Genomic DNA, 26,165 nt, shown 5'->3' with positions numbered 1-26,165 from the left:
CCGTGCCTCCTTCCGGCGGTCTGGCCGCCCCTCGGCCGGGGAGCGCCTGGTCCGCGCCTCAGCCGAGGAAGAGCTTCTGGATGTCGTTCCAGGTGACGAGGACGATGAAGAGGAGGAGGAGCGCAAAGCCGATGAGGTGGACGAGGCCCTCTTTGGCCTGGTCGATCGGACGGCCCCGAACGGCCTCGATCGCGAGGAAGAGGAGCCGGCCGCCGTCCAAGGCCGGAATCGGGAGCAGATTGAACACGCCGAGGTTGATCGAAAGAAGCGCCGTCCAGAAAAGGAGCGTCGAGAAGCCCCGCTGGGCCGCGTCGCCGGTGAGCTTGAAGATCGCCACCGGCCCGCCGAGCTGGTCGAGGGGGTGATGGCTCTGAAAGAGGGCGCCGAGGGAGGCGAAGATGCGGCCGATCCAGAGGACCGTCTCCTTCGGACCGTCCACGAGGGCGGCCCAGACGGAAAACGTCCGCTCCTGATAGATGCCGATGATCCGCCGCTCGCCGAGGGTGAGGCGGTACTTCCCGAGGTCGTATGAAACGTCGACCGGTCGGCCGTCCCGGAGGACGGTAAGGCGGACCGGCCGGCCCGCGGCCGCCTCGAGGAGGGCCTCCGCCTGGGTGACGCTTTCGAGGGGCGTCCCGTCGATCGCCGTCACCTCATCCCCCGGGAGAAGTTCGATCTGGGCGGTGTTCGTCATCTGCGCGATGAAAAACTGCCGCTTCGGCCGGACGACCGCCCGAAAGTCCCGGCCGTCCCGCTCGACGTCGACGGCGAGGGCATCGGCGGTGCTTTCGCCGATCGCCCGCTGCAGGTCGTCCCACGAGGCGACCGGCTGCCCGTTCACCGCCCGGATGACGTCCCCGGCCCGAAGGCCGGCCGCCGCCGCCGGGGTCTCCGGTCCGACCTGGCCGACGACCGGCGCCGGGTTCGGCACGCCGCTTAAAAGCGCCAGCAGCGAAAAGAGCACCGCCGCGAGGAGCAGGTTAAAAAGCGGTCCGGCGACGAGGACCCAAAACCGGTCGAGGAGCGATTTCGAGCCGAACTGCCGGTCCCACGGAGCGATCTGGATCGCTTCTCCCCCCGAGACGATCTCGGCGTCCCGGGCGACCGGATAGGTGCGTTCTTCTCCCCCCTCCTCGACGGTCAGGCGAAGCCCCCGTTCGAGATCCGAGCGGACGACGACCGACCCTTCCGGCGCGTCGAGGTGGATGCGCCGGACGACGTCGCCGTCCCGCTCGAGGCGGACCCGCTGACCCGGCTTGAGCGGCTCCCCTTCGACGTCCTCGCCGGCCATGCGGACGTAGCCGCCGAGGGGGAGAAGCCGCACCGACCAGAGGGTCTCGCCCGGTTTAAAGCTAAAAAGCTTCGGACCGAAGCCGATGGCAAACTCCCGCGCCAAAATCCCGGCCCGCCGGGCCAGGAGGAAATGACCGAGCTCGTGAACGAAGACCAAAAGCCCGAACACCGCCACGATGGCGAGGGCGGTGCCGAGAAAACCGAGGCTCGGCATCGTTTCGCCTCCTTCCGATGATCGCCGGAGGCGTCCGGTCAGCCGCTCCGGGCCAGCACTTCGGCCCGGGCCCGTTCCCGGGCCCACCGGTCGGCCGCCTCGATCGTCTCGAGGTCGGTCGCCGGAACCGGCGCATGGGCGGCGAGCACCGCCTCGACGACGGCCTCGATGGCCGCAAAGGAGAGCCTGCCGTCCAAAAAGGCCGCCACCGCCACCTCGTTGGCGGCCGAAAGCACCGTCGGCGCCGTGCCGCCGGCGCGGGCGGCGGCGTAGGCCAGGCCGAGGGCCGGATAGCGCGCCGGATCGACCGGCCGGAAATGCAGCGCCCCGATCCGGGCGAGGTCGAGGCGCTCGCCCAGAGCCGGCGGGCTTTCGGGGTCGAAGAGCGCCTGCTGGATCGGCAGGCGCATGTCCCGGGGGCCGAGGACGGCGACGAACGTCCCGTCCTTTAATTCTACCATAGCGTGCACGAGGCTTTCATCATGGAGGACGACGTCGATCCGCTCGAGGGGAAGTCCGAAAAGGACGTGGGCTTCGATCACCTCGAGCCCTTTGTTCATGAGCGTCGCCGAATCGACGGTGAGTTTTTTCCCCATGCGCCACGTCGGGTGCCGGAGGGCGTCCCGCACGGTGACGTCTGCGAGGGCGGCGCGGTCAAGATGGCGAAACGCCCCGCCGGAGGCGGTGAGGACGAGGCGCAAGACGGCCTCCGGCGGCTGGCCGCGGAGGGCGATTCGGGCGGCGGCGTGCTCGCTGTCGACCGGGACGATCCGACCGCCGCCGGCCGCTTCCGCCGCCCGCACGACAGAACCGGCGGCGACGAGGGTTTCTTTGTTGGCGAGGAGGACCGTCTTTCCGGCCTGGAGGGCGGCGAGGGTCGGCCGGACGCCGGCAAAGCCGACGAGGGCGCTCATCACGCGAACGGCCTCCGGATGGACGGCGCACCGGGCGATCGCCTCAAAGCCGAAGCCGATCTCCCGCGGGCGTCGGGGCTCGGGGAGGGCGTGGAGTTTGAGGAGAAGGCGCTGAAGCGACGCCTCGTCTTTCATCGCGACGCAGTCGGGGCGAAATTCCCGGATCTGGTCATAAAGAAGCGTATCGTTCGTCCCGGCGACGAGGCCGACGACGCGGAAGCGCTCCGGGTGCCGCCGGACGACGTCGAGCGTTTGGGTGCCGATCGATCCCGTCGAGCCGAGGACGACGAGGCCCTCCGGACGTCCGCTTCGGGATCCGGCCCCCGTTTCCGTCCGGTGCGTATGCATCATCCACCGTCCCCACACCGTTTTTCCACATCGCCGACGTTTCATCCGCCGCTCCGTTTTCACCCGCTCGCCATGATTTTTCATCCGCGGTCCGCCGCGGAGCGGCGGGGCGACTTTTGCCCCGGGAAAGAAGCGTCGCCTTCGGCTTGCCGGCCCGGCGCGCCTACGGCCAGAGGAACGGCGCCAGCATCCGGGCGGCCCAGACGAAGGTCGGGAAGGCGACGATCAGGCTGTCGAACCGGTCAAAAAGCCCCCCGTGGCCCGGGAGGAGGCTCCCGGAGTCCTTCACGCCGAGGCTCCGCTTGATCGCCGATTCGATGAGGTCGCCGACCTGACCGCCGATGGAGACGAGCGCCGCCGTCGCAAAGAGCGGGAGCGCCCGGTACGGAAGGCCGAGGACCTCGGCGGCGATGAGGGCGGCGGCCATGCCGGCGACGAGGCCGCCGACGGCCCCTTCCCACGTCTTCTTCGGGCTGATCGACGGCCAGAGGAGATGCCGACCAAAGGCGCGGCCGACGAAATACGCCGCCGTGTCGGTCGTCCAGACGACGGCAAGGACCCAGAGCGTGAGCGGAAGCCCCCGCTCGACGTTGCGGACGGCATGAAAGTAATGAAGGCCGAGGCCGATGTAGACGGCGCCGACGAGAATGTAGCTCAGCCGCCGCAGGGAGACGCGGTTCTGGGTGGCGACGGCGATAAAGAGAAGTAGAAACGTGACCGCCCAAAGCAGGTCGAGTTTGAGCCGGTCCCGGATCTCGCCGAGGGTAAAAAAAATAAGGACAAACGTCAGCGCAAAGCCGAGCAGCGCGTGCGGCGCGGTCGGCCGGTCGCCGTGCATGCGGACGTACTCGTAAAACATCCCCAGTCCGATGGCGGCGATCAGGCCGGCAAAGGCCCCCCCTCCCCACACCGTCAGCCAGAGAAACACGCCCCCGCCGATGACGCCGGTCGCGATGCGCTTCGCCACCCGCGCTCACTCCTCACCCCAAGCCGCCAAACCGCCTGTCGCGCCGGCGATACGCTTCCACGGCGGCCTCCAGATCTTCACGGCGAAAATCGGGCCACAGCTTGTCGACGAACCAAAGTTCCGTATAGGCGAGCTCAAACAGCATGAAGTTCGACAGACGCATCTCGCCGCTCGTCCGGATGAGAAGATCCGGATCCGGCAGCCCGGCGGTCGAAAGCGCCGCCGCCACCGCCGCTTCGTCGATCGCCTCCGGCCGGATTTCGCCGGCGACGGCCGACTCCGCCAGCTTCCGGGCGGCGCGGGCGATGTCCATCCTTCCCCCATAATTTAAAGCAAAGTTCAGGATGAGTCCAGTGTTTGCCGCCGTCCGCCGCACCGCTTCCTCGACCGCCGCCCGGGTGTGGGGCGGGAGCGGGTTCGGGTCTCCCATCACCCGAACGCGGACGTTGTTCTGGATCAGGTTTTCCAGCTCGGTTTGTAAAAATTCTTGCGGCAGGGCCATCAAAAAGTCGACTTCGTCCCTCGGCCGTTTCCAGTTTTCCGTGGAAAAGGCGTACAGCGTCAGCACCTCGATGCCGAGCCCGTGGGCAGCCAGCGCCACTTCCCGGACGGTTTTCATCCCTTCCCGGTGCCCCATCACCCGGGGGAGCCCCCGGGCCCGGGCCCAGCGGCCGTTGCCGTCCATGATGATGGCCACGTGCCGCGGCACCGGCAGGCGGGAGCCGTTCAGCCGCGCTCGCTCGTCCGGCGACGTCCGGACGGGCGGCCCTTCCCGCCCGCCCGGCGCCTCGCCGCCGTCCGGCGCCGGACGCCTCCGCCGCCAAAAGCGCCAAGCCGCCAACGCGTTCCCCCGCTTTCTCCTCGTCGGCCGCCGATCGGAACAGACGAGCCCCCTCGCGGACGGGAGGGGGCGCGTGCAGGTGGCGGCGCTAAATTTCGAGGATTTCCGCTTCCTTGGCTTCGACGATCTCGTCGACCTTTTTGACGTAGGCGTCGGTCGTCTTCTGCAGCTCGTCCTGCAGCCGACGGGCGGTGTCCTCGGGGAGCTCGCCGTCTTTTTCCGCCTTTTTGAGCACCTCCAGGGCGTCCCGGCGGACGTTCCGGATGGCGACTTTGGCTTCTTCCCCGTACTTTTTGACGAGCTTGACGAGCTCCCGCCGGCGCTCTTCCGTAAGCGGCGGCAGGACGATGCGGACGACCTTGCCGTCGTTCGTCGGGTTTAAGCCGAGGTCGGATTTTTGGATCGCCCGCTCGATTTCGCCGAGGACGCTTCCGTCCCACGGCGTGATGACGAGAAGCCGCGGCTCCGGCGCCGTGATCGTCGCCACCTGATTCAGGGGGACGTCCGCGCCGTAGTAGCTCACCGTCACCTTTTCCAGCATCGCCGGGTTGGCCCGGCCGGCCCGGACGGAGACGAGCTCCCCCTTAAGCACGCTCACGGCTTTTTCCATTTTGTTGCGGGCTTCTTCGATCGCCGGATGGCTCACCGGACTCCCCCCCTATGTACGTGCCGATCGGCTCGCCGAGAACGACCCGGCGGATATTGTCCGGCTCGTGGACGGAAAAGACGATGATCGGGATGTTGTTGTCCATGCAAAGGGACGAGGCCGTCGCGTCCATGACGCCGAGGCCGAGATTGAGGAGGTCGAGGTACGACAGGCGGTCGAATTTTCGGGCGCTCGGGTCCTTGAGGGGGTCGGCGGAGTAGACGCCGTTGACTTTGTTTTTCGCCATCAGGATGACTTCCGCCTCGATCTCCGCCGCCCGCAGGGCCGCCGTCGTGTCGGTCGAAAAAAACGGGTTGCCGGTGCCGGCGGCAAAGATGACGATCCGGCCCTTTTCCAGGTGGCGGATCGCCCGGCGGCGGATGTACGGCTCGGCGACCTGCCGCATCTCGATCGACGTCTGCACGCGGGTCGGGACGCCGATTTTCTCCAGCGCGTCCTGAAGCGCCAGCGCGTTCATCACCGTCGCCAGCATGCCCATATAGTCGGCGGTCGCCCGGTCGATCCCCTCCCGGGAACCGGCGATGCCCCGCCAGATGTTGCCGCCGCCGACGACGACGGCGATCTGGACGCCGAGGGCGTGCACCGACTGGATCTGCCGGGCGACGGAGGCGAGGACTTCGGCGTCGAGGCCGAACCCCCGCTCGCCGGCCAGCGCCTCGCCGCTTAACTTCAGCACCACCCGGCGGTAGATCGGTCGCTCCATGCGCCTCCCCCCGCCGGCCTTACGCCTTCACCTGGCGCATCACTTCTTCGGCGAAGTCTTCCTTCTTGCGCTCGATCCCTTCTCCGAGCTCGAAGCGGACGAAGCGGCGGACGACGATCTTTTCCCCGATCCTCGCCACGAGTTCGTTCAAAAGCTCGCCGACGGTCTTGGACTCGTCCCGGATGTACGGTTGTTCCAGGAGGCACGCTTCCTTGTAAAAGTTTTTCATCCGCCCTTCGACGATCTTCTCGACGACCGCCTCGGGCTTCCCTTCGTTCAGCGCCTGCTGCCGGTAGATCTCCTTTTCCCGGGCGATGACGTCTTCCGGAACGTCCTCCTTCGAGACATACCGGGGGGCGTTGGCGGCGATCTGCATCGCCACTTCCCGGACGAACGCCCGGAAATCGTCGTTTTTCGCGACGAAGTCCGTCTCGCAGTTCACCTCGACGAGCACCCCGATGCGGCCGCCGGCGTGGATGTAGCTTTCGACGAGCCCTTCGGCGGCGATGCGGCCGGCTTTCTTCTGGGCCGCCGCCATCCCGCGCTCCCGCAGAATCTGGGCGGCCCGCTCCATGTCGCCGCCGGCTTCCTCCAGCGCCTTTTTGCATTCCAGCATCCCGGCGCCGGTGCGCTCCCGAAGTTCTTTCACCATGCTCGCCGTGATGGCCATCGTGCAACCCTTCCCTTCGTCGATGCTCACGGGCCGCCTTCTCGCCCGTGGCCTGAAAAAAGGGTGGCGGGACGCTCCCTCCACCCTTCCGCCTGTCCTCCCGAAAAGCGGCGGCCGGCCTTACGCGCCGGTCGCGGCCTCGGCGTCTTCCGTCTCGTCGTCGCCGTCGCCAAGCTCGGCTTCCGGCGCTTCGTCCTCCGCTTCGTTCTCCGGGGCGACGTCCCGGCCCTGGCGCCCCTCCAGGATGGCGTCGGCGATCTTCGACGTGATGAGCCGGACGGCCCGGATGGCATCGTCGTTCCCCGGGATGACGTAGTCGATCTCATCCGGGTCGCAGTTCGTATCGACGATGGCGACGATCGGGATGCCGAGCTTCCGGGCTTCCTGGACGGCGATCCGCTCTTTGCGCGGATCGACGATGTAGACGGCGTCCGGAAGCCGCTTCATCTCCCGGATGCCGCCGAGGTATTTCTCCAGGCGCTCTTTTTCTTTCCGCAGCCGGTTGACTTCCTTCTTCGGCAGGACGTCAAACGTGCCGTCCGTCTCCATCTTTTCCAGTTCCTTGAGGCGGCCGATTCGCTTCTGGATGGTGACGAAGTTCGTCAGCGTCCCGCCGAGCCAGCGGTGGTTGACATAAAACATGCCGGCCCGCTGAGCCTCTTCCCGGATCGTCTCCTGCGCCTGCTTCTTCGTCCCGACGAACAGGACCGTGCCGCCTTCTTCGGCCAGCTGCCGGACGAAGCGGTAGGCTTCTTCCAGCTTGCGGACGGTCTTCTGGAGGTCGATGATGTAGATGCCGTTCCGTTCGGTGAAGATGTACTTCGCCATCTTCGGGTTCCAGCGGCGCGTCTGGTGCCCGAAGTGGACGCCGGACTCGAGGAGCTGCTTCATCGAAACGATGGACATGGAGATCCTCCTTTGGGGTTCGCCTCCGCCCCCTGCACCGCCCGGCCGACCGCGGACCGGCCTTTCGGCCGCCCAAACCGCGGCACCCCGCGGGCCTTCGGGAGCGTGCGTCGATGACCGTTCCTTACTATAGCATAACGCCGCCGGTGATTCAACCGCGCCGCGGCGCCCGCCCTTCCGGCGGCGCCTCCGGCGGTCGAAGGCCCGTCCCCTCCGGCCGGAAAGACGCCGTCTCCGGCGCACCGCCGAAGGCGCCGAGGAGGGCCACCTCCCGGGTCCCCCGGCCGAGGTCCCGGGCGACCTCTTCCGGCGCCTCGCCCGCCCGAAGCCGCCGGAGGGCTTCCTCCCGCCAGCCGCCGGGGGCCGAGGCGGCGGTGCCGGCGGCGGAAGACGCCGCCGGAGGCCCGGGGACCGCCGGAGCATCCGGCGGCCCGGCCGCGCCGTCCCCCCGCCCCGGCCCCGGGCGCTCTTTAGGCCCCTTTCGCCCTTCCGGCGGCGAACCGGACGGGCTTTCGGCGGGGATCCTCCCGCCGGCCGGACCGAGGTCCGACGCCTCCCCCGGTCGGGCGTGCCACAGAGCGTCGAGGAGCGCCCGGTTCTCCTCCTCCAGGCGCTCGACCGCCTCCAGGAGCGCCTGAAGCGCCGCCTCGAGCTCGGCCACCTCCCGACCGGCCGCCGGCCGGTTCGACCGGACATGAAGCCAGAGCGCAACCGCCGCGAGGCCGAGGGCCAAAAAGGCGAGGAGGTCAGATTCGGACATCGAATCTTCCGCCTCCGGTCGCCCCCGCTCCGGCCTCACCCGGCGCCGCGCGGCGGAAAGCGGCCGGCGGCCGCCGGCCGGTGCGGGCGTCGACCTCCCCGAACGCCGCCGCTTCGGCGGTCAGCCGCCGCCGGCGGCGGTCGTCGTCGACCCGGCGGGCGGCCTCCTCCGCCTGCGCAGCAAGCTGTCCCGCGAGCGCCTGCCGCTCAAAGGCCGCCTCCAGCGACCGCGAAAGCGCCACCTCCAGTTCCACCGGCCTGAAGTTCACCGTTTGTCCCCCTTCCCTTCGGCGCCGGGGCCGTCCACCGGCGCGCCGTCCCACCACGGGGTGAGGACGGGCCGGAGGCGCCGGAGCGCCTGCCCGTGCAGCTGGGAGATGCGGGACGGAGAGAGGCCGAGCACCGACGCCACCTCACTCAGCGTGAGGCCTTCGTAATAAAAGAGCGCGAGAACGATCCGCTCCTTTTCCGGGAGGGCGGCGATCGCCTCGGCCAGCGCCTGCCGGAGGGCCGTCCGGACGCTCGCGTCCTCCGGGAGCTCCGCGGATTGGTCCGGCACCTGCTCGAAGGGCGACGCTTCCTCCCCGTCGGACGGAGTGCCGTAGGCGGCCGAGCGGGAACGCTTCAGGGCGGCGAGGGCCGGAAGCGTGAGTCCGAGCATCTGGGAGACGTCCCGATCGTCCGCCCGCCGGAGGCGGGACTGCTCCAGGCGCGCTCGGGCGTCCTCGTACCGCTTGAGCTGATCCCGGGCGCTCCGGGTGAGGGCGTCGCCGGCCCGGAGACCGTCGTAGATCGCCCCGCGGATGCGCCAGAAGGCGTAGGTGACGAATTTGAGCCCCCGCTCCGGATCAAACTTCCGCACCGCATCGAGGAGCCCCAGGTAGCCGTAGCTCCGCATCTCGTCGGCCTCGGCCCGGCCGCCGAAGCGGCCGGCGAGGGTGCGGACGGCCCGTTCGACGAGATAAGCGTACCGCTCCACCAGGGCGTTTTCAAGCGTTCGGGAGCCGGTCTCCTTGTACCGCCGCCAGAGTTCTTCCAGTCCGTTCGAGGCGATCGGTTCCGGGTCCACCGCCAGATCCCTCCTCGCCCAAGACCTCGGCCGCGTCAGAGCACCCGGACCTCCTGCCGGGCCGTCCGGACGGTGAGCGTGCCGTCGGCGAGTTCGAGCTCGATCGTCCGGCCGACGTCACCGCCGGTATCTTCCGCGACGATCGGAACGCCGTGCGCCCGAAGCGCCGCCCGGGCCGCCTCGACGTTCCGGGCGCCGATGAGGAGCGCTTCGTTTTGGATCTGCCGGAACATGTGGGCGCCGCCGGCGAGCTTGGCGACGATGAACGGCCGCCGGGCGCCGAGGGCTTCCATCTGCCGGAGAAGTTCCGGCACCGCCGTATCGGCGAACTTGCCCGGGAGGACCGCGCCCCGGGCGTGGGACGAGTCCGGCAGCATGATGTGGGCGAGGCCGCCGACCCGGGTCGAGCGGTCGTAGAGGGCAATGCCGACGCAGGAGCCCAGCCCGGCGGTCCGGAGGCGGCCGGGATATGCCAGCGCCGCCAGTTCGGCGATGCCGACGCTCACCACCGTCACGGCCCGGACACCCCCAGCGCCCGAAAAATCGTCTCAAGGGCGTCCGGCGACGGGAACAGAAACAGCTGCGCCTCGATGGCCGCCTCGTCGGGGGACGGCCCCTTCATCGTTGCATCGATGACGAGGGCCACGTCGCCGACCTTGCCGGCCTCCAGGAGGCCGTAGACGAGGATCGCCTGCCCCATGTCGACGGTCGCATCCGGCACGCCGGGGACGATCCGGAGGCCGGTAAAGTCGGCCAGCGCCGAAAGGAGCGACCCGGCGAGGATGTTGCCGACCTCCTTGAACGCCGACCACTCCAGCGGAGAAAAGCCGTCTTCCGCGCCGGAGGCGGCCTCGATCCCCGGGAGCAGCCGGCGAAGGAGCGCCCGGACGCCGTCCGGCGGAAAGAGGAGGAAAATGCTCCCCTCGATGTCGCCGCCAAAGGCGAGGTACGCCGCGGCCACCGTCCGCTCCTCGCCCACGAGGGCGCCGACGTCGGCGAGCCGGAGCAACCGGGCCGACGGCACCGACATCTCGATGCGGGTGCCGGTGAGCTTGGCCAGCGACGTCGTCGCGTGGGCGGCGCCGATGTTCCCGATCTCCCGGATGAGGTCGAGGTGGAAATCGCTGAGCGGACCGATCCCGTTCACCGGCCGCCTTCCTCCGCCGCCTCCCGAGCTCGGGCGGCGGAAGCCCGCTCCTCGTCGGTGAGCACCCGGGAAAGGTCCAGGAGGACGATGAGCGCCTCGTCCCGGCGGACGATCCCTTCGACGTAGGCCGACCGCACCGTCGTCGCCACCGCCGGCGGCGGCACGATCGCCGCCTCCGGCACGTCGACGACGTCCTCCGCCCCGTCGACGACGAGGCCGACCAAAAGCTCTCCGTCCCGAACGACGAGAAGGCGCGCCTCCTCCGCCGCCTCCCCCGGCGAAAGCCCCAGCTTCCGCCGGAGATCGACCACCGGGACGACGACGCCCCGGAGGTTCACGACGCCCCGGACATGCGCCGGCGCCTCCGGCACCCGGGTGATCGGGAGCATCCGCTCGATCGACTCGACGTGCTTCACGTCGACGGCGTACCGCTCGTCGCCGAGGGTAAACACGACCAGCTTTCGCTCCGACGGCTTGGCCTCCTCTTCCGTCCACTCCAGCACCGGTCTCACTCCTTTGGCTTGAAATGGGCGTCACCGGCCGCTTCCGGCCGGCTCCGCGAGGGCGAGCGGTTCAAAAAAGACCGCCGGCTCCACGACGAGGGCCACCCGGCCGTCGCCGAGGATCGTCGCCCCGAGAAATGTCCGAACGGCTTTGAGATACGCGCCGAGGGATTTCAGGACGATTTCCTGCTGCCCGAGGAACCGGTCGACGATCAGGCCGGCGAGCCGGTCGTTCTTTTTCACGACGGCGACGAACAGGACGCCGCCTCCCCCCTCCGGTCTTCGGACGGCGCCGTCGTCGGCGAGGAAGGGCGGGGCGTCGGTCCGAAAGAAGCGCCGGCCGTCGAGGAGGGGGACGACCGCGCCCCGAAGGTCGATCACCGGCTGCCGGTGCACGGTCCGAACGGCCTCCGGCGGGATCCCGAGCGTCTCGACGAGATCGGCGATCGGAAGGGCGTAGGTCTCCCCGCCGATGTCGACGAGCATCGCGTACAGGATGGAAAGCGAAAGCGGCAGCTGAAGGCGAAAAAGGGTGCCCGCCCCCCGCTTGGAAAAGACATCCACCCGGCCGCCCAGGGACTCGATCCGGCTTTTGACGACGTCGAGGCCGACGCCCCGGCCGGAGAGATCGGTCACGACATCCGACGTGCTGAAACCGGGCTGAAAGAGGAGCTGGAACACCGCCGAATCGGGCATCGACGCCGCCTGTTCCGGCCGGACGAGCCCCCGATCGATCGCCTTTTTCAGCACCTTCTCCCGGTCGATCCCCCGGCCGTCGTCTTTGACCTCGATGTAGACGTGGTTGCCGCTCGGGTAGGCGACGAGTTCGATCGTCCCCTCCGGCGGCTTCCCCGCCGCCTTACGCTCCGCCTCCGATTCGAGGCCGTGGTCGACGGCGTTCCGCAAAAGATGCACAAGCGGCTCTCCGATCTCGTCGACGACGGTCCGGTCGAGCTCCGTCTCCTCGCCCCGGATCACGAGGCGGACCGACTTCCCGAGTTCCCGGGCGACGTCCCGGACCATCCGGGGAAAGCGCTGAAAAACGTGCTCGACGCTCACCATCCGGATGGCGAGGATGAGGCTTTGCAGTTCGCTCCCGGTTCGGCTCATGTGCTCGACGATGTCGGCGAGATCCCGGTGGCCGAGCTCCCGGGCGATCAGTTCCAGCCGCCCCCGAGCGATGACGAGTTCGCTGAAGAGGTTCATCAGCTTGTCCAGCCGCTCGGCGTCGACGCGGATGACCTTCGCCGGCGCCTTCCGGCCCGCCGGCGCCGTTCGGTCACCGGCGGTCGGCCGGCCCGCCGCCGGGGCGGAGGGAGCCGGAGGTTCCGCCTGCCCGGCGGACGGAGGTTTCGTCTGCCCGGCGGCCGAACGTTCCGCCCGGCCCGCCGCCGACCCGGCGGCCGGTCCCGCCCCCTGAACCGGCGGCGCCCCCAGCTCGATCGCCCGAACGTCCCGGATCTCGCTGATCCCCCGCACCGCGCAAGCCACGGTGTCCGGAGCGGCATCGGTAAGCAGCGTCAGGACGAAGGCGTCCTCAAAATCGCCGTCTTCCAGCCGGTCGGCCGGAGGCGCCGTATGGATGACCTCGCCGAAGCCGGCGGCGGTCTGATAGACGACGTACGCCCGGGCGCCTTTTAAGAGCACGCCGGGGACGAGGACGACCTCGAGGCGGACGGCCCGTCGGCCCTGCCGCAGGGCTTCCCGGATCGCCGACCGGTGATGGGGCTCGTAGTCGGCGTACGTTTCCACCGAAGCGGTCGCCCCCGGCGTTTCGGCCGATGCGGACGGGCCGGGCGCGACCTCCCTGGCCCCCAGGTCGGCCGCCCCGTGCGCGGCCGCCCCGGATGCGGCGTTCAGGGCCGTCACCGCCACCGTCTCGACGTCGGCCACCCCCTCGACCGCCCGGCGGACGGCCGCCTCCGGCTCGGCGCTCACCACGGTGAGGACGAACGAGCGGTCAAATTGCCCTTCTTCCAATTCTTTGACCGGCGGATGGCTGTGGACGATCTCCCCGAGCGCTTCCAGAGCGCGGTAGACGACGTACGCCCGCGCCCCCGGCAGAAGGGCGTCCGGCCGCAAGACGACTTCCACCCGGTAGACGCCGAGGCCTTCGGCGAGGGCCTGGCGGATGATCTCCCGGTGGTAGACGTCGTAGTCGTCGGGAAGGGCGCCGGCCGGCGTCTTCCCGGCGGAAGGCGGAGCGCCGGCGGCCGCCGGCCCGCCCCCGGGTCCGCCGCCCAGCGACCGGAGCGCCGCCACGAGATCGTCGATCGGCGCCTCGCCCGATCCGCCGCCCTCGATGTCCCGGAGCATCGCCTCCATCCGATCCGTCGCCCGAAACAGGACGTCGACATCTTCCGGGCGGAGCGTCGTTTTGCCCTGGCGGACCGGGTCGAGGGCGCTTTCGAGCTCGTGCGTCAGTTCCGCGAGGCGTCCGAACCCCATCGTGGCCGACATCCCTTTTAAGGTGTGGGCGGCCCGAAAGAGGTCGTTGACCGTCTCCCGATCCGTCGGGTCCTGTTCAAGCCGGAGAAGCCCTTCCGTGATCCGGCCGACATTTTCGCGCGATTCGTCGAGAAACATCGCCAAATATTCGCCGTGGTCCATCGTGAAGCCCCCTTATGAGGAAAAGAGGCGCGCTTTCAGGCGGGCGACGAGGGCGCCGAAGGGGCGGCCCGCCGCGGCGGGCGGGGCGGGCGCCCCGGCGCTTCGGTCGGGGTCCTTGCCGTCGGCGCGGGCGACAAGCCGGACGGCGAGCCCGGCAAAATCCCGGCGGGCCCTGGACCGCTCCGGCAGCGGAAACGGCGGCACCCCCTGCCGCGCCGCCCGGGCGATGACGTCGTCCTCCCGGACGACCCCCAGAAGCTCCGGCCGCCGGCCGAGGAAGTGTTCGGCGATGTCGCCAAACCGCTCCGCCAGGCGCCGGCCGGCCGCCTCGTCCGGCACGCGGTTCGGGACGACGAAGACCGCCGCCTGCCCCGCCTGAACGAGCCATTTGTAAAGGCCGTACGCATCGACGAGGGCCGCCGCCTCCGTGGAGAGGACGAGGAGCACCCGGTCGACGGCGAGGAGCAGCGCGCGGGCGCCGGCGCCGAGGCCGGCGCCGAGGTCGAACAGGGCGACATCGTACGGCCGGTCCACCGCTTCCAGGGCGGCGATCAGCCGGTCGACGAGCCGCCGCTCGTCGTCGGCCTCCCGGACATCGGCGCCGCCGATCCCGGCGAGCAGGTCGAATCCGCCGGCGACGGGCGTGACCGCCGCGGAGAGGGGCGATCGGCCGGCGGCGACGTCGGCCAGCGTCGCCTGCGGGCGGATGCCGAGGAGGACGTCGGCGTTGGCAAACCCGAGGTCGGCGTCGATGAGGACGGTCCGCCGGCCGAGGGCCGAAAACGCCCCGGCGAGACCGACGGCGACGTGGGACTTGCCGACGCCGCCCTTCCCGCTGGCGACCGCCAGCGTCACGGTCGGCCGCCGGCCGGTCTCGACCCGCTTCGTCGGGGGGACCGCCTGGGCCCGTTCCATGAGCGCCCGGAGTCGGTCGGCCTGGCCGTTCATGCGCCGGCGCCTCCCAGCAGCCCGTCCACAAGCGCCGCCGCCGCCAGGGGACGGAGGTCGTCCGGCACGTTCTGCCCGTCGGCGAGGTAGACCGCCCGCACCGGAAAGCGCAGGACGGCGTTCAGCACCTGCCCGAGGCGCGGCGCTTCGTCGAACTTGGTAAACACGAGGGCGTCGACGCCGAGGGCGGAAAACCGCTCGATCAGCCGGGCATTGTCCTCCCACTGGTGGGTGAGGGCGAGCGTGAGGAGAAAGAGCGCTCCGTCGTCGAGGGGGCGGAGCGCCTCGACGACCGGCCGGAGAGCGTCCGCCGCCTCCGGACTAAAATAGTTCCGACCGGCGGTGTCGACGTAGACGGTCCGGCCGGCGGCAAGATGATGCGCCGCCGAGCGGGCGGCCTCGCCCGGCGAATACGCGACCGCAAACGGAACGCCGAGGATGTCGGCGTACGTCCGGAGCTGCTCCACCGCCGCCACGCGAAAGGTGTCGGCGGTGATGAAGGCGACCCCCCCGCCGCCCAACCGGTCCCGGGCGGCGAGCTTGGCCACCGTCGTCGTCTTGCCGACGCCGGTCGGGCCGACGAGGGCGACCAGCCGGGCCGGCCGGCGGGGCGGACCGACCTTCTGCTTCAACCAGCCGGCGAGGATCGCCGCGGCCGCCTGGCGCATCGCCGCCGGATCGCCGGCGGTCTCCGGCCGCCGGCGGAGGACGGCGGCGTGCAGCCGTTCCACCCAGCGGGCCTCGACCCCGTGCTGAAAAAGCGCCTCCGCCGTCGACCAGAACGCCGGGACGAACGCCCGCCGGTTTGGCGGAAGCCCCCCGAGGGCCGCCGCCCAGGAAGGGACGGACGCCTCCGCCGGCGGATCCCCGGCCGCAAGAAGTGCCCCGACGGCCGCCGGGCCGCCGGGCGGCCGCCGGGCGGCCGCCCCCCCGGACCCGGCCCGGACCCGGCCTGTCCGCTCCATCGCCGCCAGCACCGCCTGCCGGCGCGCCTCCAGCCCGCCCGCCCCATCCTCCGGTTCCGGCGCCGGGCCCGACGGAGGACCGGCGGACGGCGCCCGTTCGCCGCCCCGAGGGGCGTCGCCCTCGTCATAAGCGGCGACGACGACGACCCGGCCGCGGCGCAGCCAACCGAGGAGTCCCTTCGGCCGTTCCCGGCGGGAGGCGAGGATGATCGCCCGCTCGCCCCACTCCGCCCGCACCAGGGCCAGGGCCTCCGCTTCGGTGGCGGCGACGAACTGTTTGAGCTTCATGAGGCCGTCACCACGCTTATGCTCTGGACTTCCACCGTCGGCTCAAGCTCGTTGTACGAAAGCACGGTCCAGTCCGGCTGAAGCCGGGTGAGGAGGTCGGCGACGTGGCGCCGGACCGCCGGCGAGGTGAGGACGACCGGCGGCTCGCCGGCCGCCTCAAACGGCCGCCGCGCTTCCTTCAGGCGCCGGAAAAACGCCTCAAGCTCTTCGGGCGAGAGGGCGACGAACTCGCCGAAGTCCGTCCGCTGAATCCGCTCGAGGATCTTCTGCTCGAGGTCGGGCCCGAGCTGAATGACCCGGATCACCCCGTCCCGGGCAAACTGCGCCGTGATCTGCCGGGCGAGCGCCTGGCGGACGAATTCCGTAAGAAGCGCCGGGTCCTTCACCTTCGCGCCGTGGTCCGCCAGCGCCTCGAAGATCGTCGGAAGCCGTCGGATCGAGATCCGCTCCCGGAGGAGGCCCGCCAGGACCTTCTGCACCTCCCCGACCGTGAGCACGCCGAGGAGGTCGTCGACGAGGGCCGGGTGCCGCTTCCGGACGTGATCGACGAGGGCCTTCGTCTCGTCCCGCCCGAGGAGCTCGTGGGCGTGGCGCCGGATGAGCTCGGTGAGATGCGTCGCCAGCACGCTGGACGGATCGACGACCGTGTAGCCGCCGAGCTCCGCCGCGTCCCGATCCTGCGGATCGATCCAGTACGCCGGAAGGCCGAAGGCCGGATCGACCGTCCGCTCGCCGGGAAGCTCCCGCTCGCCGCCGACGGCAAACAGCCGCTCCGGCCGCACCTCGCCGCGGCCGACGACGGCGCCGTGGATCTTGATGATGTAGGCGTTCGGCCGAAGCTGGAGGTTATCCCGGAGACGGATCGTGGGCACGATGAAGCCGAGCTCGAGGGCGAGCTGACGGCGGATCATGAGCACCCGCTCCATGAGATCCCCGCCCTGCTTCGGGTCGGCGAGCGGAATGAGGGCGTAGCCGAATTCGACTTCCACCGGTTCGGCGTCGAGAAGCTCCAGGGCGCTTTCCGGCCGGACGGGCTCCCTGGGGGCCTCCGCCTCCGGCGGCGGGGACGGCGCCTTCGCCAGCCGGTCGATCCGGTAGCCGCCGAAGGCGACGAGGCCGGCCAAAGGCCCGGCGGCCAAAAACGGGATCGGCGTGAGCACCCCGAGCAAAAGAAGCACCCCGGCGACGATGTAGAGAAGCTGCGGGTAGGCAAAAAGCTGCGTCTCGAGCTCCCGGACGAGTCCTTCGCCGGAGGCGGCCCGGGTGACGAGGATCCCGGTGGCGGTCGAGACGAAAAGCGCGGGGATCTGGGCCACGAGGCCTTCGCCGACAGACAGGACCGTGTAGATCGACGCCGCCTCCGCAAGGGACTTTCCGTGGACGAGGACGCCGATGATGAGTCCGCCGACGATGTTCACCGCCAGGATGATGAGCGCGGCGATGGCGTCGCCTTTGACGAATTTGCTCGCCCCGTCCATCGCCCCGTAAAAATCGGCCTCCCGCTCGAGGGCCGCCCGCCGCCGCCGGGCCTCCGCCTCGTCGATGAGGCCGGCGCCGAGGTCGGCGTCGATCGACATTTGCTTCCCCGGCATCGCATCGAGGGTGAAGCGGGCGGCGACTTCCGCCACGCGCTCGGCGCCTTTCGTGATGACGAGGAACTGGATGATGACGAGAATGAGGAAGACGATGAAGCCGACGACCGGCTCGCCGCCGACGACGAAGCTGCCGAAGGCGTGGATGACCTCGCCGCCGGTCATGCGGCTTAAGATCGACCGGGTCGTGGAGACGTTGAGCGCCAGGCGAAAGAGCGTCGTGATGAGAAGGAGCGTCGGAAAAACCGAAAACTCCAGCGGGTCCCGCGCGCTCATCGCCACGAGGAGGACGGTGAGGGAAAGCGCCAGGTTGAGCAGGATGAGAAAATCCAGAAGCGGCGGCGGTAGCGGCACGACCATCATCAGGACGATGGCGACCACGCCGAGGAACACGACCGCTTCCCGGCGCACGAGCCTCCCCCCCTTTCGGCGTCTTCCGGCGAGCGAGCTCCGGCGGCCCCGCCCCCGCCGCCCCGGCCGGCGGCGAAACGGCCCCTCACCGCTCCGGCCCGCCGAGCGTGCGGCCTTTTTTCCGGTAGACGAAGGCGAGCACCTCCGCCACCGCGCGGTAAAAGGCCGGCGGGATGCGGCCGCCGAGCGGAACATCCCGGTAGAGGGCCCGGGCGAGGGGCGGGTTTTCCACCACCTCGACGCCGTGCCGGCGGGCGACTTCCCGGATGCGGAGGGCGAGAAAATCCGCCCCTTTGGCCACGACCCGCGGCGCCGGATCCCGGAGGGCGTCATAGCGGAGGGCGACGCTTAAGTGCGTCGGGTTGGTGATGACGACGTCGGCCTTTGGAACTTCCTGCATCATCCGCCGCGTCGCCAGCTCCCGCCGCCGGCGCCGGAGGCGGCTTTTCGTCAGCGGATCCCCTTCGGTCTTTTTCCATTCGTCTTTGAGCTCCTGCTTCGTCATCCGGAGCTTCCGGGCATAATCGAACCGCTGGTAGCCGAAGTCGAGGGCGGCGACGACGGCCGACGCCAGCGCCGCCGCGAAAAGGAGCCGGAGCGAAAGGTCGCCGACGGCGGCGGCGACGCCGGCCGGCGCCATCGCGGCGAGGGCCGGGAGCCGGGCGAGCTCGTTTTTCAGCACGCCGTAGAGGACGGCGGCGAGAAAGGCGGCCTTAAGGAGCGCCTTCCCGAGCTCGACGAGCGCCCGGAGGCCGAACAGGCGCCGGAGGCCCTGGATCGGATCGATCCGGGAGAGCTGCGGGAGGATCGGCTCCACGGCCATGAGGCTTCCGACCTGGACGTACTGGCCGAAAAAGGCCGCCGCGAAAACCGCGCCGAAAAAAAGCCCGAGCCACGGCATCACGTCCCGCACCGCCTGAACGAACGCCGTCCCGATCCCCCCCGGCGTCGCCGCCTCCGGCCCGAAAGACGCCGCCCGGTAAAACGCCGCTTCGAAGGCGGCGACGATCCGCCCGCCGACCGCGGCGAGGGCGAGCGTGCCGGCGAGGAGGACGAACGCCTGGGACACCTCCGGGCTTTTCGCCACCTGGCCTTTTTTCCGCGCCTCTTCTTTTTTCCGCGGCGTCGCCGGTTCCGTTTTTTCCTCGGCAAAAAACTGAAGCGCCACCGGGTAGGGAAGCCGGTCCATCCCGTTTCCTCCTAACCGCCGGCCGAAAGGCGGAGGATCATCGCCGCCAGCCGGTCGAAAAGCGGCCCGAAGGCGGCGGCCATCGCCGGAAGAAAAACGCCCAGGGTAAACAAGGCGCCGAAGATCTTCACCGGCAGGCCGACGACGAAGATGTTCATCTGCGGCACCGCCCGGGACAAAAGCGCCAGGGCGAGGTCGACGACAAACAGCACCGCCGCCATCGGCGCCGCAAACAGCGCACCGAACGCGAACACCTGGGCCGTCCAGGCGGCGAGCGCCGGCGCGATGGGACCGTCCAGCCGGAGCGGCCCGTCCGGCGGCCAGACGGAAAAGCTCTGAAGCACCGCCGCGAGGAGCGGCCGGTGGGCGCCGGAGACGAAGAACACGAAGAGCGCCAGAAGCGAAAAGAGCTGCCCCAGAAGCGGCTGCTCCACTCCCGTCCGCGGGTCGAGGACGTTCACGATGGCGAGGCCCATCTGATAGTCGACGAGACCGCCGGCGACATCGAACAGGGCAAAAAACAGCTGCACCGCAAAGCCGAGGGCGAGGCCGAGGAAAGCGTTCATGAGAACGGCAAGCGGAAAGGTGCCGTCCGGCTCCGCCGCCGGCACCCCGGCGGCGAGGACGACGAACGCCGTCGCGAGGGCGAACGCCGTCCGGCCGAGCAGGGAAAATCCCCTGAGCGCAAACGGCGTCGCCACGAGGAAAAACGCAAAAAGCCGCGTCATGACGAGCACCGCCGTCCCGACGAAGGCCGTCATCCGCCGGCGGCCCCCCGGGCGAGTTCGAACATGAGCCGGGCAAAATCGACGATCGCGCCGAAGATCGCCTGGCCGAAGACGACGAGGGCGACGAGGACGGCGACGATCTTCGGGATGAACGCGAGGGTCTGCTCCTGGATCTGCGTCGTCGCCATGAGGAGGCTCACGACGAGGCCGACGAGAAGCCCGGCGCCGAGGGGCCAGGCGATCGCCCGAAGGACCGTCCAGACCGCCTGTCCGACGACGTAAAACCCCATCTCCGCCGACACGGGACGCCTCCTTTCCGGTCGCTAGCGCTGAAACGAAAGAAGCAGCGTCTCGACGACGAGCGACCAGCCGTCGACGAGGAGGAAGAGGAGCACCTTAAACGGCAGCGAAACCATCACCGGCGGCAGCATCATCATCCCCATGCCCATGAGGAGGCTCGCCACGACGAGATCGATGACGACGAACGGAAGGTACAGATAAAAGCCCATCTTGAAGGCCGTGGTGAGCTCGCTCACGACGAACGCCGGCACGAGGGCCGCAAGCGGGATGTCTTCGACCGACCTCGGCGGCGGATACCGGCCGTAGCTCAAAAAAAGCTGCAGGTCCTTCTGCCGCGTCGACTGCGCCATAAACGTCTTGAGCGGGACGACCGCCCGGTCGATGGCCTCCTCGGCGGTGATCTTCCCCTCGACGTACGGCCGGTACGCCTCATCGACGATCGTCCCGATCGTCGGGGCCATGATGTACGCCGTCATAAAGAGCGCCAGGCCCACGAGCACCGGGTTCGGCGGGATCTGCGGCGTCGCCAGCCCGCTCCGGACGAAGGCGAGGACGACGACGATCCGGGTAAAGCTCGTCATGAGGACGACGATCGCCGGGGCCAGCGTGAGCACCGTAAGGAGAAGAAACAGCCCGATCGTCGTCTGCCCCTGGGCGGGGGCGTCCGGCCACCAGAGCTTAAGGAGCGTCTCGAGGTCCACCGTCACCGCCCCCCGCCGTCCCGCCGGTGGAACCGATCGTCAAGCCGCCGCCGGGCCTCCCGAAGGGCCGTCGCCTGCGCCGCCAGGCGCCGCGCCCGGTCGAAAAGCGCCGCCGAAAGCGCCGGAAGCCCTTCCGGGCGCGCCGGCCGACCGGGCGCCTGAGACCGGCCGCCGACCGGAGCGGGATCGTATGCCACGGTCCGGCCGCCCGTCGGCGCCCCGCCGCCCCGATCGACGGTCGCCCGATCCTCGCGCCGGCCGGCTTCTTCCCCCTCCGCCTTCCATCCCCGCTCGGGTTCCGCCTGGATCGCCGCTTCCGCGGCGACGCCGTCGGCGAGCCGGTCGAGGAGGGTGACCGCCTCGCCCACGCCGAGGAGATACCGCCGGCCTTCGACCTCCACCACCGCCACCGCCCGCCCCGGCGTCAGGGGCTGGATCGCCTTCAGGCTGAGCCCGGTCGCCTCGCTTCCGAAGGCGCCGAAGGCGACGGCCCGCCGGAGGCGCCTTACAAGCGTCCCGAGGCCGAGGAGGAGGACGACGACGAAGCCGAGGGCGAGGATGACCTTCAGCGTGCCGGCGATGCCGGGTCCGGCCGGCCCCTCGGCGCGGGGGTCGGTGAGGGGGCGGGCGTCGCCGGATGGGGCCGAGGGCGTCCCGGCGCCGTCCCCTTCGGTCGCCCGGCGCTTGAGCCACGTCGCCACCGTCTCCTCCGGGTCGGCGGGCTTTCCGGGAGCGGAAGGCGCCCCGCCGTTCGCCTGACCGGAAGCAACCGCCGCGCCGTCGAAGGCGGCCGCCGGCGCACCCCCCCCGGCCGCTTCGGCCGCCGCGCGCCGGCCGGATGCGGCCGCGCCCATGTCGCCGGCGGCCGGAGCCCATCCGCCGGAAGCGGCCGCCGCGATTCCCCGCGCGGCCGGCGCGCCGGCGACGACGAGCGCCGCCAAGATCCCCAGAACCCACCGAACCCGGCGCCCGCGCCCTCCGTTCACCGCCCTCACCTCACCCGAGCAACTTTCGGACCGCCTCGAGCACCCGCTCCGCCTGAAACGGTTTGACGATGAAATCCTTGGCGCCGGCCTGGATCGCCTCGATCACCATCGCCTGCTGTCCCATCGCCGAACACATGATGACCTTTGCCTGGGGATCGATCTTTTTGATCTCCTTGAGCGCCTGGATGCCGTCCATCTCCGGCATCGTGATGTCCATCGTCACGAGGTCCGGCTTAAGCTCCTGGTACAGCTCGACGGCTTTGGCGCCGTCCGGCGCCTCGCCGACGACCTCGTACCCGTTTTTCGTCAGGATGTCTTTGAGCATCATGCGCATGAACGCCGCGTCGTCCACGACGAGGATTCGCTTTCCCATCGTCGACCTCCAATTCGGTGCGCCGTCGTTTCGCCGAACGCCTTGCGTCCCGCCTTCCGGACGCCGTGCCTTCCGCCCCCGCCGGGGCTTAGGACTCCAGCGTGCCGAGGCGCTCCCAGGGGCTAATGATTTCCGTCACCCGGACGCCGAAGTTCTCGTCGATGACGACGACTTCGCCGCGGGCGATCCGCTTGTGGTTGACGTAGATGTCCACCGGTTCGCCGGCGAGTTTGTCCAGCTCGATGATCGACCCCGGAGCGAGGGAGAGGATGTCTTTGATGAGCCGCTTTGTCCGTCCGAGCTCGACCGTCACCTCGAGGGGAACGTCGAGCAGAAGCTGGAGCGTCTCCGACCCCGCCCCGACCGGCGCGGAAGCCGAAAGGTCCGGAAAGACCACCGGCTGCACCCGGGCTCCCGCCGGCCCGCCGGAAGGCGCGCCGGCCGCTCCCCCCGACGGCGCTTCCGCCCGGCCCGCTCCCGCGCTCCGCGGGGCCTCCCCGCCGACCGAAGCGACCCGGGCGGACGGCCTCGCCGCTTCGCCGCCCGGCGCCCGGCCGACGCCCGACCGCTCCGTCCCGCCGTATCCCGCTTCGGGAACGTCGGGGCTCCCGCCCGCTTCCGGCGGTTTCCCGGCGCCCGAAGACGAAGGCGCCACGGCGTCCGGCGCCGGCGCATCGCCCGCCGGCTCCGCCGCGCCGCCGAGCAGGCGGGCGACCAGGGCCTTGGCAAACGGAAGCGGGACGAGCTGCATGATCGACGAGTCGACGAGGCGGCCGATCTTCAGCCGGAAGGCCACGCGAACGAGCCGCCGCTCTTCGGACAGGGGCCAGAGCCCTTCGTCGGTCGGCCGCTCCATGAACCGGGCCTGCGGCGGCGAGATGTTCACCCGGCCGCCGAAGACTTCCGACATCGCCGTCGCCGCCGAGCCCATCATCTGATTCATCGCTTCCTGAACCGCCGAAAGCTCGAGCTCGCCGAGGTCGTCCCCGACGCCGGTCCCGTCCCCGCCCATCATGAGAGACGCGATCACCGCCGCGTCCCGGGCCCGAAGGAGGAGGGCGTTCGTCCCCTGAAGCCCCTCGGTATAATCGACGAACACCGCGACGAGGGGATAGGGCAGGTCGTCGTACAACGCCGCCGTCTCCACAACGGACACCATCGGCGTGGTGATCTCGACCTTCTGATTCAAGATTTGCGACAGCGCCGTCGAGGCCGAACCGAAGCTGATGTTGCCGATCTCCCCGAGGACGTCCGCCTCCAGTCCGTCGAGTTCCGCCGCGACCTCCGGCGCCGAAGGCGGAACGTCCGTCCCGGCGTCGTCCTGAACGGCCCGAAGGAGGGCGTCGATCTCTTCCTGGCTCAACAGATCCCGGTTCTTCTCATCCGCCATCGGCGTCATCCTCCTTCACCGGCCCCTCGACGAGGACCGCGAGCTTGCGCCGCGATCGGCCCGGGCGGACGGTGAACTTCGGCCGGGAGCCGACGTAGAGGAGAAGCGGCTCCTCCGTGCGGCGGTTCAGCCGGATGACGTCGCCGACCTCGAGCGACAGGAGTTCCCGGAGAAGAAGCGTCGCCCGGCCGAGCTCCACGACGACCGGCACCGGCGTCCGGGCGATCTGCCGCTCAAGCCGGGCCCGCTCCTCGCCGGTCAACTCCCGCCGGACGGTCGACAGCATGTGCCGGGCCGACAGGCGGTTCAAAAGCGGTTCGAGCATGACGTGCGGCAGGCAGATGTTCATCATCCCGCTCATCTCGCCGATTTTGGCGCTGAGCGTCACGACGGCGACGATTTCGTTCGGCGAGATGATCTGAAGAAACTGCGGGTTCGTCTCCACATCTTCGAGCTCCGGCGTAAGCTCGATCATCTGCTGCCACGACTCCCGGAACACCTGCCCGGCCCGGGTGAGAAGCCGCTCGACGATCCGCTGCTCGATCTCCGTCCAGTTATACCGCTGAAACGGCCGCGCCCCGCTCCCGCCGAGCACCCGCTCCAGCAAGGCGTAGGCGAGCGCCGGCGAAAACTCAATGAGAAAATTGCCTTTGAGCGGCGCGGCCGAATAGACGCCGACGATCGTGCTGGCGCCGATCGAGCGGATGAACTCCTCATACGGCAGTTGGTCGACGGAGGCCACCGCGAGGCTGACGTAGCTCCGGAGCATCGTCGAATAATGCGTCGAAAGCAGCCGGGCAAAGTTTTCGTGAATCCGCGTCAGCGTCCGGATGTGGTCCTTGGAAAAGCGGAGCGCCCGCTTGAAGTCGTACGCCCGGACGCGAGCGGAAGTCTCCTCTTGCCGGAGCGCCTCGACGTTCATCTCGCCGGACGTGAGGGCCTCAAGCAGCGCGTCGATCTCCGCCTGGGACAAAACGTCGCTCACAGGATGCCCCCCTTTCCCGCCGGCGGGGGTCACTGGATCACCTTTTTCGTCGTCGCCACCTTCAGGATCTTCCCCTCCGGGAGATACGGCCGGAGCCGCTCGGCGACGGCGGCCTCCATCTTGGCGACGCCCTGCTCCGTGAGGAGCTCCTCGGACGTCATTTCGGACAGGACGCCGATCACTTCCCGTTTGACGATGAACATGGCCGTTGCCAGGGCATCGGCCGCCTTTTTGGAATCGGTCATGATCGTGAGATTAAGAAGAATGTAATGCTTGTCTTTGAGGTCGGTCGTCAGATCGCCGGTCTCGACGCTGTATTTGGCGTAACGAAGGAGGTCCCCGCCTTCTTCCGCCCTGGCCGGCGCCTGAGACACCGGCGGCGCGATGACATACCGCCAGAGGAGGGCGGTGACGACCGCCAGCGTGCCGATGGCGACGATGAGGACGACGGACAGACCGATGAGCCGCTGTCTCATGGCACCGACGCTCCGCCTCGTTCGGGGTCGCCCGCCGTCGGCGCCCGGAAGAGCCCGCCGGGGGCGAGGTCCCGGACGGCGGCGACGAACCGCCGGACGACCTCGTCGGCGGACTCCCGAACGACGAGTTTTTTGCCGGTGACGAGGGTGATGACCGTATCCGGCGTCGCCTCGACGGTCTCGATGAGAAGCGGATTGAGATAATAACGCTCCCCGCTCCGGCGCGAAAGTTCCAGCACGCCGCCCCCTCCTCCTCGGCCGCGGCGGGACCCGGCCGTTTTTGACGCCGGCCCGATCGCCGGCCGGCGAACCCCTCAGGATCATTTCAGGTGGGCCGATGTTAGCGCTTCAGGTTGACCAGTTCCTGCAGGACCTCATCGGACGTCGTCGTGATGCGGGCGTTCGCCTGGAACCCCCGCTGGGCGACGATCATCTCCGTAAATTCGGTGGTGAGGTCGACGTTGGACATCTCCAAGAAGCCGGAGAGGATCTCGCCGCGCCCTTCTTCGCCGGGCGGGCCGATGAGCGCCAGCGGATCCGTCTCCTGGTCGGCGTTAGGCGTCATCCGGTAGCGGTTCTCGCCGACCTTCTCCAGCCCGGCGGGGTTGGCGACGCGGACGACGCCGATCCGGACGTCGGTGTTGATGGTCCCGTCGGCGAGGACCTGGATGATCGTCCCGTCTTTGGCGATCGAGAAGCTCTGAAGGCCTTCGTCGAGTTGAATCGGCCCGCCGCCTTCATCGAGGACCAAAAGCCCGTCGGCGGTCACCAGCTGCCGCGCCGCATCGACGTAGAAGTTCCCGGCCCGGGTGAGATAGACGTTTCCGGCCGCATCCTGCACGGCGAAAAAGCCGTTCCCGTCGATCATGAGGTCCGTCGTCACGCCGGTCATCATCGGGCTTCCCTGGGTAAAGAGGGTGTCGATCGACCGGATCTTGCTCCCGAGGCCGACCTGCATCGGGTTCACCCCGCCCCGGGTCCCTTCTTCCGGCGCCGTGACGCCGGCGATCGTCTGGCTCAGGACGTCGGCGAACATCGCCCGGCCGGCCTTGAAGCCGACGGTGTTCACGTTGGCGATGTTGTTCGCCACGACGTCCAGCTTCGTCTGAAAGCCCCGCATCCCCGAAACACCGGTGTAGAGCGAGCGGAGCATCGAACTCCCCCTTTCGGTCGCCTGAAGGCGACGATTTTGAGGCGGCGGACAAAGCCGCGCCGATCTTCG

General features: G+C 69.5%; 28 protein-coding genes and 1 pseudogene. All 29 read right to left on the bottom strand.

Features of this window, described 5'->3' with window-relative positions:
- Nucleotides 1-58: 58 nt before the first annotated feature.
- Nucleotides 59-1,507 carry an RIP metalloprotease RseP gene (gene rseP, locus SA87_RS05165; RefSeq protein WP_066200107.1) on the bottom strand — a complete coding sequence of 483 codons (1,449 nt, stop codon included), beginning with the start codon at nt 1,505-1,507 and terminating at the stop codon, nt 59-61.
- Between the two features lie 38 nt (nt 1,508-1,545).
- Complete coding sequence (gene dxr / locus SA87_RS05160) at nt 1,546-2,853, bottom strand: 1-deoxy-D-xylulose-5-phosphate reductoisomerase (RefSeq protein WP_245637651.1); 1,308 nt, start codon at nt 2,851-2,853, stop codon at nt 1,546-1,548.
- A 79-nt stretch (nt 2,854-2,932) separates the two neighbouring features.
- On the bottom strand, nt 2,933-3,736 hold the full coding sequence (locus SA87_RS05155; RefSeq protein ID WP_066200104.1) for a phosphatidate cytidylyltransferase: 804 nt from the start codon (nt 3,734-3,736) through the stop codon (nt 2,933-2,935).
- Nucleotides 3,737-3,749: 13 nt separating this feature from the next.
- Nucleotides 3,750-4,466, bottom strand: a complete 717-nt coding sequence (locus tag SA87_RS05150) for an undecaprenyl pyrophosphate synthase (RefSeq protein WP_066200306.1) — start codon at nt 4,464-4,466, stop codon at nt 3,750-3,752.
- A 199-nt stretch (nt 4,467-4,665) separates the two neighbouring features.
- A complete protein-coding gene (gene frr, locus SA87_RS05145; protein WP_066200100.1) occupies nt 4,666-5,223 on the bottom strand; it encodes a ribosome recycling factor in 558 nt (185 codons plus the stop codon).
- A gap of 7 nt (nt 5,224-5,230) precedes the next feature.
- Nucleotides 5,231-5,947, bottom strand: a pseudogene (pyrH, locus tag SA87_RS05140) (UMP kinase); the annotation flags it as partial.
- 19 nt (nt 5,948-5,966) lie between these two features.
- A complete protein-coding gene (tsf, locus tag SA87_RS05135; protein WP_066200098.1) occupies nt 5,967-6,617 on the bottom strand; it encodes a translation elongation factor Ts in 651 nt (216 codons plus the stop codon).
- Nucleotides 6,618-6,737: 120 nt separating this feature from the next.
- Nucleotides 6,738-7,523: a 30S ribosomal protein S2 gene (gene rpsB / locus SA87_RS05130; protein ID WP_066200094.1), complete on the bottom strand. Its 786-nt coding sequence runs from the start codon at nt 7,521-7,523 to the stop codon at nt 6,738-6,740.
- 151 nt (nt 7,524-7,674) lie between these two features.
- Nucleotides 7,675-8,283 (bottom strand): hypothetical protein, encoded by a 609-nt coding sequence (locus SA87_RS14235; RefSeq protein ID WP_066200091.1) that lies wholly within the window; start codon nt 8,281-8,283, stop codon nt 7,675-7,677.
- Nucleotides 8,270-8,551 (bottom strand): hypothetical protein, encoded by a 282-nt coding sequence (locus tag SA87_RS05120; RefSeq protein WP_066200088.1) that lies wholly within the window; start codon nt 8,549-8,551, stop codon nt 8,270-8,272. The genes SA87_RS14235 and SA87_RS05120 overlap by 14 nt, the downstream gene beginning before the upstream one ends.
- Complete coding sequence (locus tag SA87_RS05115) at nt 8,548-9,351, bottom strand: sigma-70 family RNA polymerase sigma factor (protein ID WP_066200085.1); 804 nt, start codon at nt 9,349-9,351, stop codon at nt 8,548-8,550. Before SA87_RS05115 ends, SA87_RS05120 begins: the two co-directional genes overlap by 4 nt.
- Nucleotides 9,352-9,386: 35 nt before the next feature.
- A complete protein-coding gene (locus tag SA87_RS05110) occupies nt 9,387-9,866 on the bottom strand; it encodes a chemotaxis protein CheD (protein WP_066200082.1) in 480 nt (159 codons plus the stop codon).
- Entirely contained in the window at nt 9,863-10,498 is a 636-nt protein-coding gene (locus SA87_RS05105; protein WP_066200080.1) for a chemotaxis protein CheC, read from the bottom strand. The genes SA87_RS05110 and SA87_RS05105 overlap by 4 nt, the downstream gene beginning before the upstream one ends.
- Nucleotides 10,495-11,001: a chemotaxis protein CheW gene (locus SA87_RS05100; RefSeq protein WP_066200078.1), complete on the bottom strand. Its 507-nt coding sequence runs from the start codon at nt 10,999-11,001 to the stop codon at nt 10,495-10,497. The genes SA87_RS05105 and SA87_RS05100 overlap by 4 nt, the downstream gene beginning before the upstream one ends.
- A 30-nt stretch (nt 11,002-11,031) precedes the next feature.
- The gene (locus SA87_RS05095; protein WP_066200077.1) at nt 11,032-13,611 is read right to left on the bottom strand and encodes a chemotaxis protein CheW; all 2,580 of its coding nucleotides are present in this window, start codon (nt 13,609-13,611) and stop codon (nt 11,032-11,034) included.
- 12 nt (nt 13,612-13,623) lie between these two features.
- The gene (locus tag SA87_RS05090; RefSeq protein ID WP_066200074.1) at nt 13,624-14,559 is read right to left on the bottom strand and encodes a nucleotide-binding protein; all 936 of its coding nucleotides are present in this window, start codon (nt 14,557-14,559) and stop codon (nt 13,624-13,626) included.
- A complete protein-coding gene (locus SA87_RS05085; protein ID WP_066200071.1) occupies nt 14,556-15,812 on the bottom strand; it encodes a flagellar biosynthesis protein FlhF in 1,257 nt (418 codons plus the stop codon). Before SA87_RS05085 ends, SA87_RS05090 begins: the two co-directional genes overlap by 4 nt.
- Nucleotides 15,809-17,815: a flagellar biosynthesis protein FlhA gene (gene flhA / locus SA87_RS05080; protein WP_082718085.1), complete on the bottom strand. Its 2,007-nt coding sequence runs from the start codon at nt 17,813-17,815 to the stop codon at nt 15,809-15,811. Before flhA ends, SA87_RS05085 begins: the two co-directional genes overlap by 4 nt.
- Before the next feature lie 85 nt (nt 17,816-17,900).
- Nucleotides 17,901-19,004 (bottom strand): flagellar biosynthesis protein FlhB, encoded by a 1,104-nt coding sequence (flhB, locus tag SA87_RS05075; RefSeq protein ID WP_066200068.1) that lies wholly within the window; start codon nt 19,002-19,004, stop codon nt 17,901-17,903.
- A gap of 11 nt (nt 19,005-19,015) precedes the next feature.
- The gene (locus SA87_RS05070) at nt 19,016-19,765 is read right to left on the bottom strand and encodes a flagellar biosynthetic protein FliR (protein WP_066200065.1); all 750 of its coding nucleotides are present in this window, start codon (nt 19,763-19,765) and stop codon (nt 19,016-19,018) included.
- Nucleotides 19,762-20,034, bottom strand: coding sequence for a flagellar biosynthetic protein FliQ (locus SA87_RS05065; protein WP_066200062.1), 273 nt, complete (start codon nt 20,032-20,034; stop codon nt 19,762-19,764). The genes SA87_RS05070 and SA87_RS05065 overlap by 4 nt, the downstream gene beginning before the upstream one ends.
- Before the next feature lie 21 nt (nt 20,035-20,055).
- Nucleotides 20,056-20,733, bottom strand: coding sequence for a flagellar type III secretion system pore protein FliP (gene fliP / locus SA87_RS05060; RefSeq protein ID WP_066200301.1), 678 nt, complete (start codon nt 20,731-20,733; stop codon nt 20,056-20,058).
- 2 nt (nt 20,734-20,735) lie between these two features.
- Entirely contained in the window at nt 20,736-21,719 is a 984-nt protein-coding gene (locus SA87_RS05055) for a flagellar biosynthetic protein FliO (protein WP_156516498.1), read from the bottom strand.
- A gap of 10 nt (nt 21,720-21,729) precedes the next feature.
- Nucleotides 21,730-22,092, bottom strand: coding sequence for a response regulator (locus SA87_RS05050; protein WP_066200056.1), 363 nt, complete (start codon nt 22,090-22,092; stop codon nt 21,730-21,732).
- An 88-nt stretch (nt 22,093-22,180) separates the two neighbouring features.
- Nucleotides 22,181-23,482 carry a flagellar motor switch phosphatase FliY gene (gene fliY / locus SA87_RS05045; RefSeq protein ID WP_066200298.1) on the bottom strand — a complete coding sequence of 434 codons (1,302 nt, stop codon included), beginning with the start codon at nt 23,480-23,482 and terminating at the stop codon, nt 22,181-22,183.
- Complete coding sequence (gene fliM, locus SA87_RS05040) at nt 23,472-24,467, bottom strand: flagellar motor switch protein FliM (protein ID WP_066200053.1); 996 nt, start codon at nt 24,465-24,467, stop codon at nt 23,472-23,474. The genes fliY and fliM overlap by 11 nt, the downstream gene beginning before the upstream one ends.
- A gap of 29 nt (nt 24,468-24,496) precedes the next feature.
- Entirely contained in the window at nt 24,497-24,943 is a 447-nt protein-coding gene (locus tag SA87_RS05035; protein ID WP_066200051.1) for a flagellar basal body-associated FliL family protein, read from the bottom strand.
- Nucleotides 24,940-25,182 carry a flagellar FlbD family protein gene (locus SA87_RS05030; protein ID WP_066200048.1) on the bottom strand — a complete coding sequence of 81 codons (243 nt, stop codon included), beginning with the start codon at nt 25,180-25,182 and terminating at the stop codon, nt 24,940-24,942. Before SA87_RS05030 ends, SA87_RS05035 begins: the two co-directional genes overlap by 4 nt.
- Nucleotides 25,183-25,283: 101 nt before the next feature.
- The gene (gene flgG / locus SA87_RS05025) at nt 25,284-26,096 is read right to left on the bottom strand and encodes a flagellar basal body rod protein FlgG (RefSeq protein WP_066200043.1); all 813 of its coding nucleotides are present in this window, start codon (nt 26,094-26,096) and stop codon (nt 25,284-25,286) included.
- Nucleotides 26,097-26,165 lie beyond the last annotated feature (69 nt).

This window comes from Hydrogenibacillus schlegelii (genome assembly GCF_001653195.1).
Taxonomy (GTDB): domain Bacteria; phylum Bacillota; class Bacilli; order Thermicanales; family DSM-22653; genus Hydrogenibacillus; species Hydrogenibacillus schlegelii.
Note: the sequence above shows the minus strand (reverse complement) of the source record. Positions and strands in the feature narration are given on the sequence as shown.

What these genes read in the sequence shown, in the direction of transcription:
- rseP (WP_066200107.1), bottom strand. Translation starts at nt 1,507, where the DNA reads ATGCCGAGCCTCGGTTTTCTCGGCACCGCCCTCGCCATCGTGGCGGTG.
- dxr (WP_245637651.1), bottom strand. Translation starts at nt 2,853, where the DNA reads ATGAAAAATCATGGCGAGCGGGTGAAAACGGAGCGGCGGATGAAACGT.
- tsf (WP_066200098.1), bottom strand. Translation starts at nt 6,617, where the DNA reads ATGGCCATCACGGCGAGCATGGTGAAAGAACTTCGGGAGCGCACCGGC.
- rpsB (WP_066200094.1), bottom strand. Translation starts at nt 7,523, where the DNA reads ATGTCCATCGTTTCGATGAAGCAGCTCCTCGAGTCCGGCGTCCACTTC.
- SA87_RS14235 (WP_066200091.1), bottom strand. Translation starts at nt 8,283, where the DNA reads ATGTCCGAATCTGACCTCCTCGCCTTTTTGGCCCTCGGCCTCGCGGCG.
- SA87_RS05095 (WP_066200077.1), bottom strand. Translation starts at nt 13,611, where the DNA reads ATGGACCACGGCGAATATTTGGCGATGTTTCTCGACGAATCGCGCGAA.
- SA87_RS05090 (WP_066200074.1), bottom strand. Translation starts at nt 14,559, where the DNA reads ATGAACGGCCAGGCCGACCGACTCCGGGCGCTCATGGAACGGGCCCAG.
- SA87_RS05085 (WP_066200071.1), bottom strand. Translation starts at nt 15,812, where the DNA reads ATGAAGCTCAAACAGTTCGTCGCCGCCACCGAAGCGGAGGCCCTGGCC.
- flhB (WP_066200068.1), bottom strand. Translation starts at nt 19,004, where the DNA reads ATGGACCGGCTTCCCTACCCGGTGGCGCTTCAGTTTTTTGCCGAGGAA.
- SA87_RS05070 (WP_066200065.1), bottom strand. Translation starts at nt 19,765, where the DNA reads ATGACGGCCTTCGTCGGGACGGCGGTGCTCGTCATGACGCGGCTTTTT.
- SA87_RS05050 (WP_066200056.1), bottom strand. Translation starts at nt 22,092, where the DNA reads ATGGGAAAGCGAATCCTCGTCGTGGACGACGCGGCGTTCATGCGCATG.
- fliY (WP_066200298.1), bottom strand. Translation starts at nt 23,482, where the DNA reads ATGGCGGATGAGAAGAACCGGGATCTGTTGAGCCAGGAAGAGATCGAC.
- SA87_RS05035 (WP_066200051.1), bottom strand. Translation starts at nt 24,943, where the DNA reads ATGAGACAGCGGCTCATCGGTCTGTCCGTCGTCCTCATCGTCGCCATC.
- flgG (WP_066200043.1), bottom strand. Translation starts at nt 26,096, where the DNA reads ATGCTCCGCTCGCTCTACACCGGTGTTTCGGGGATGCGGGGCTTTCAG.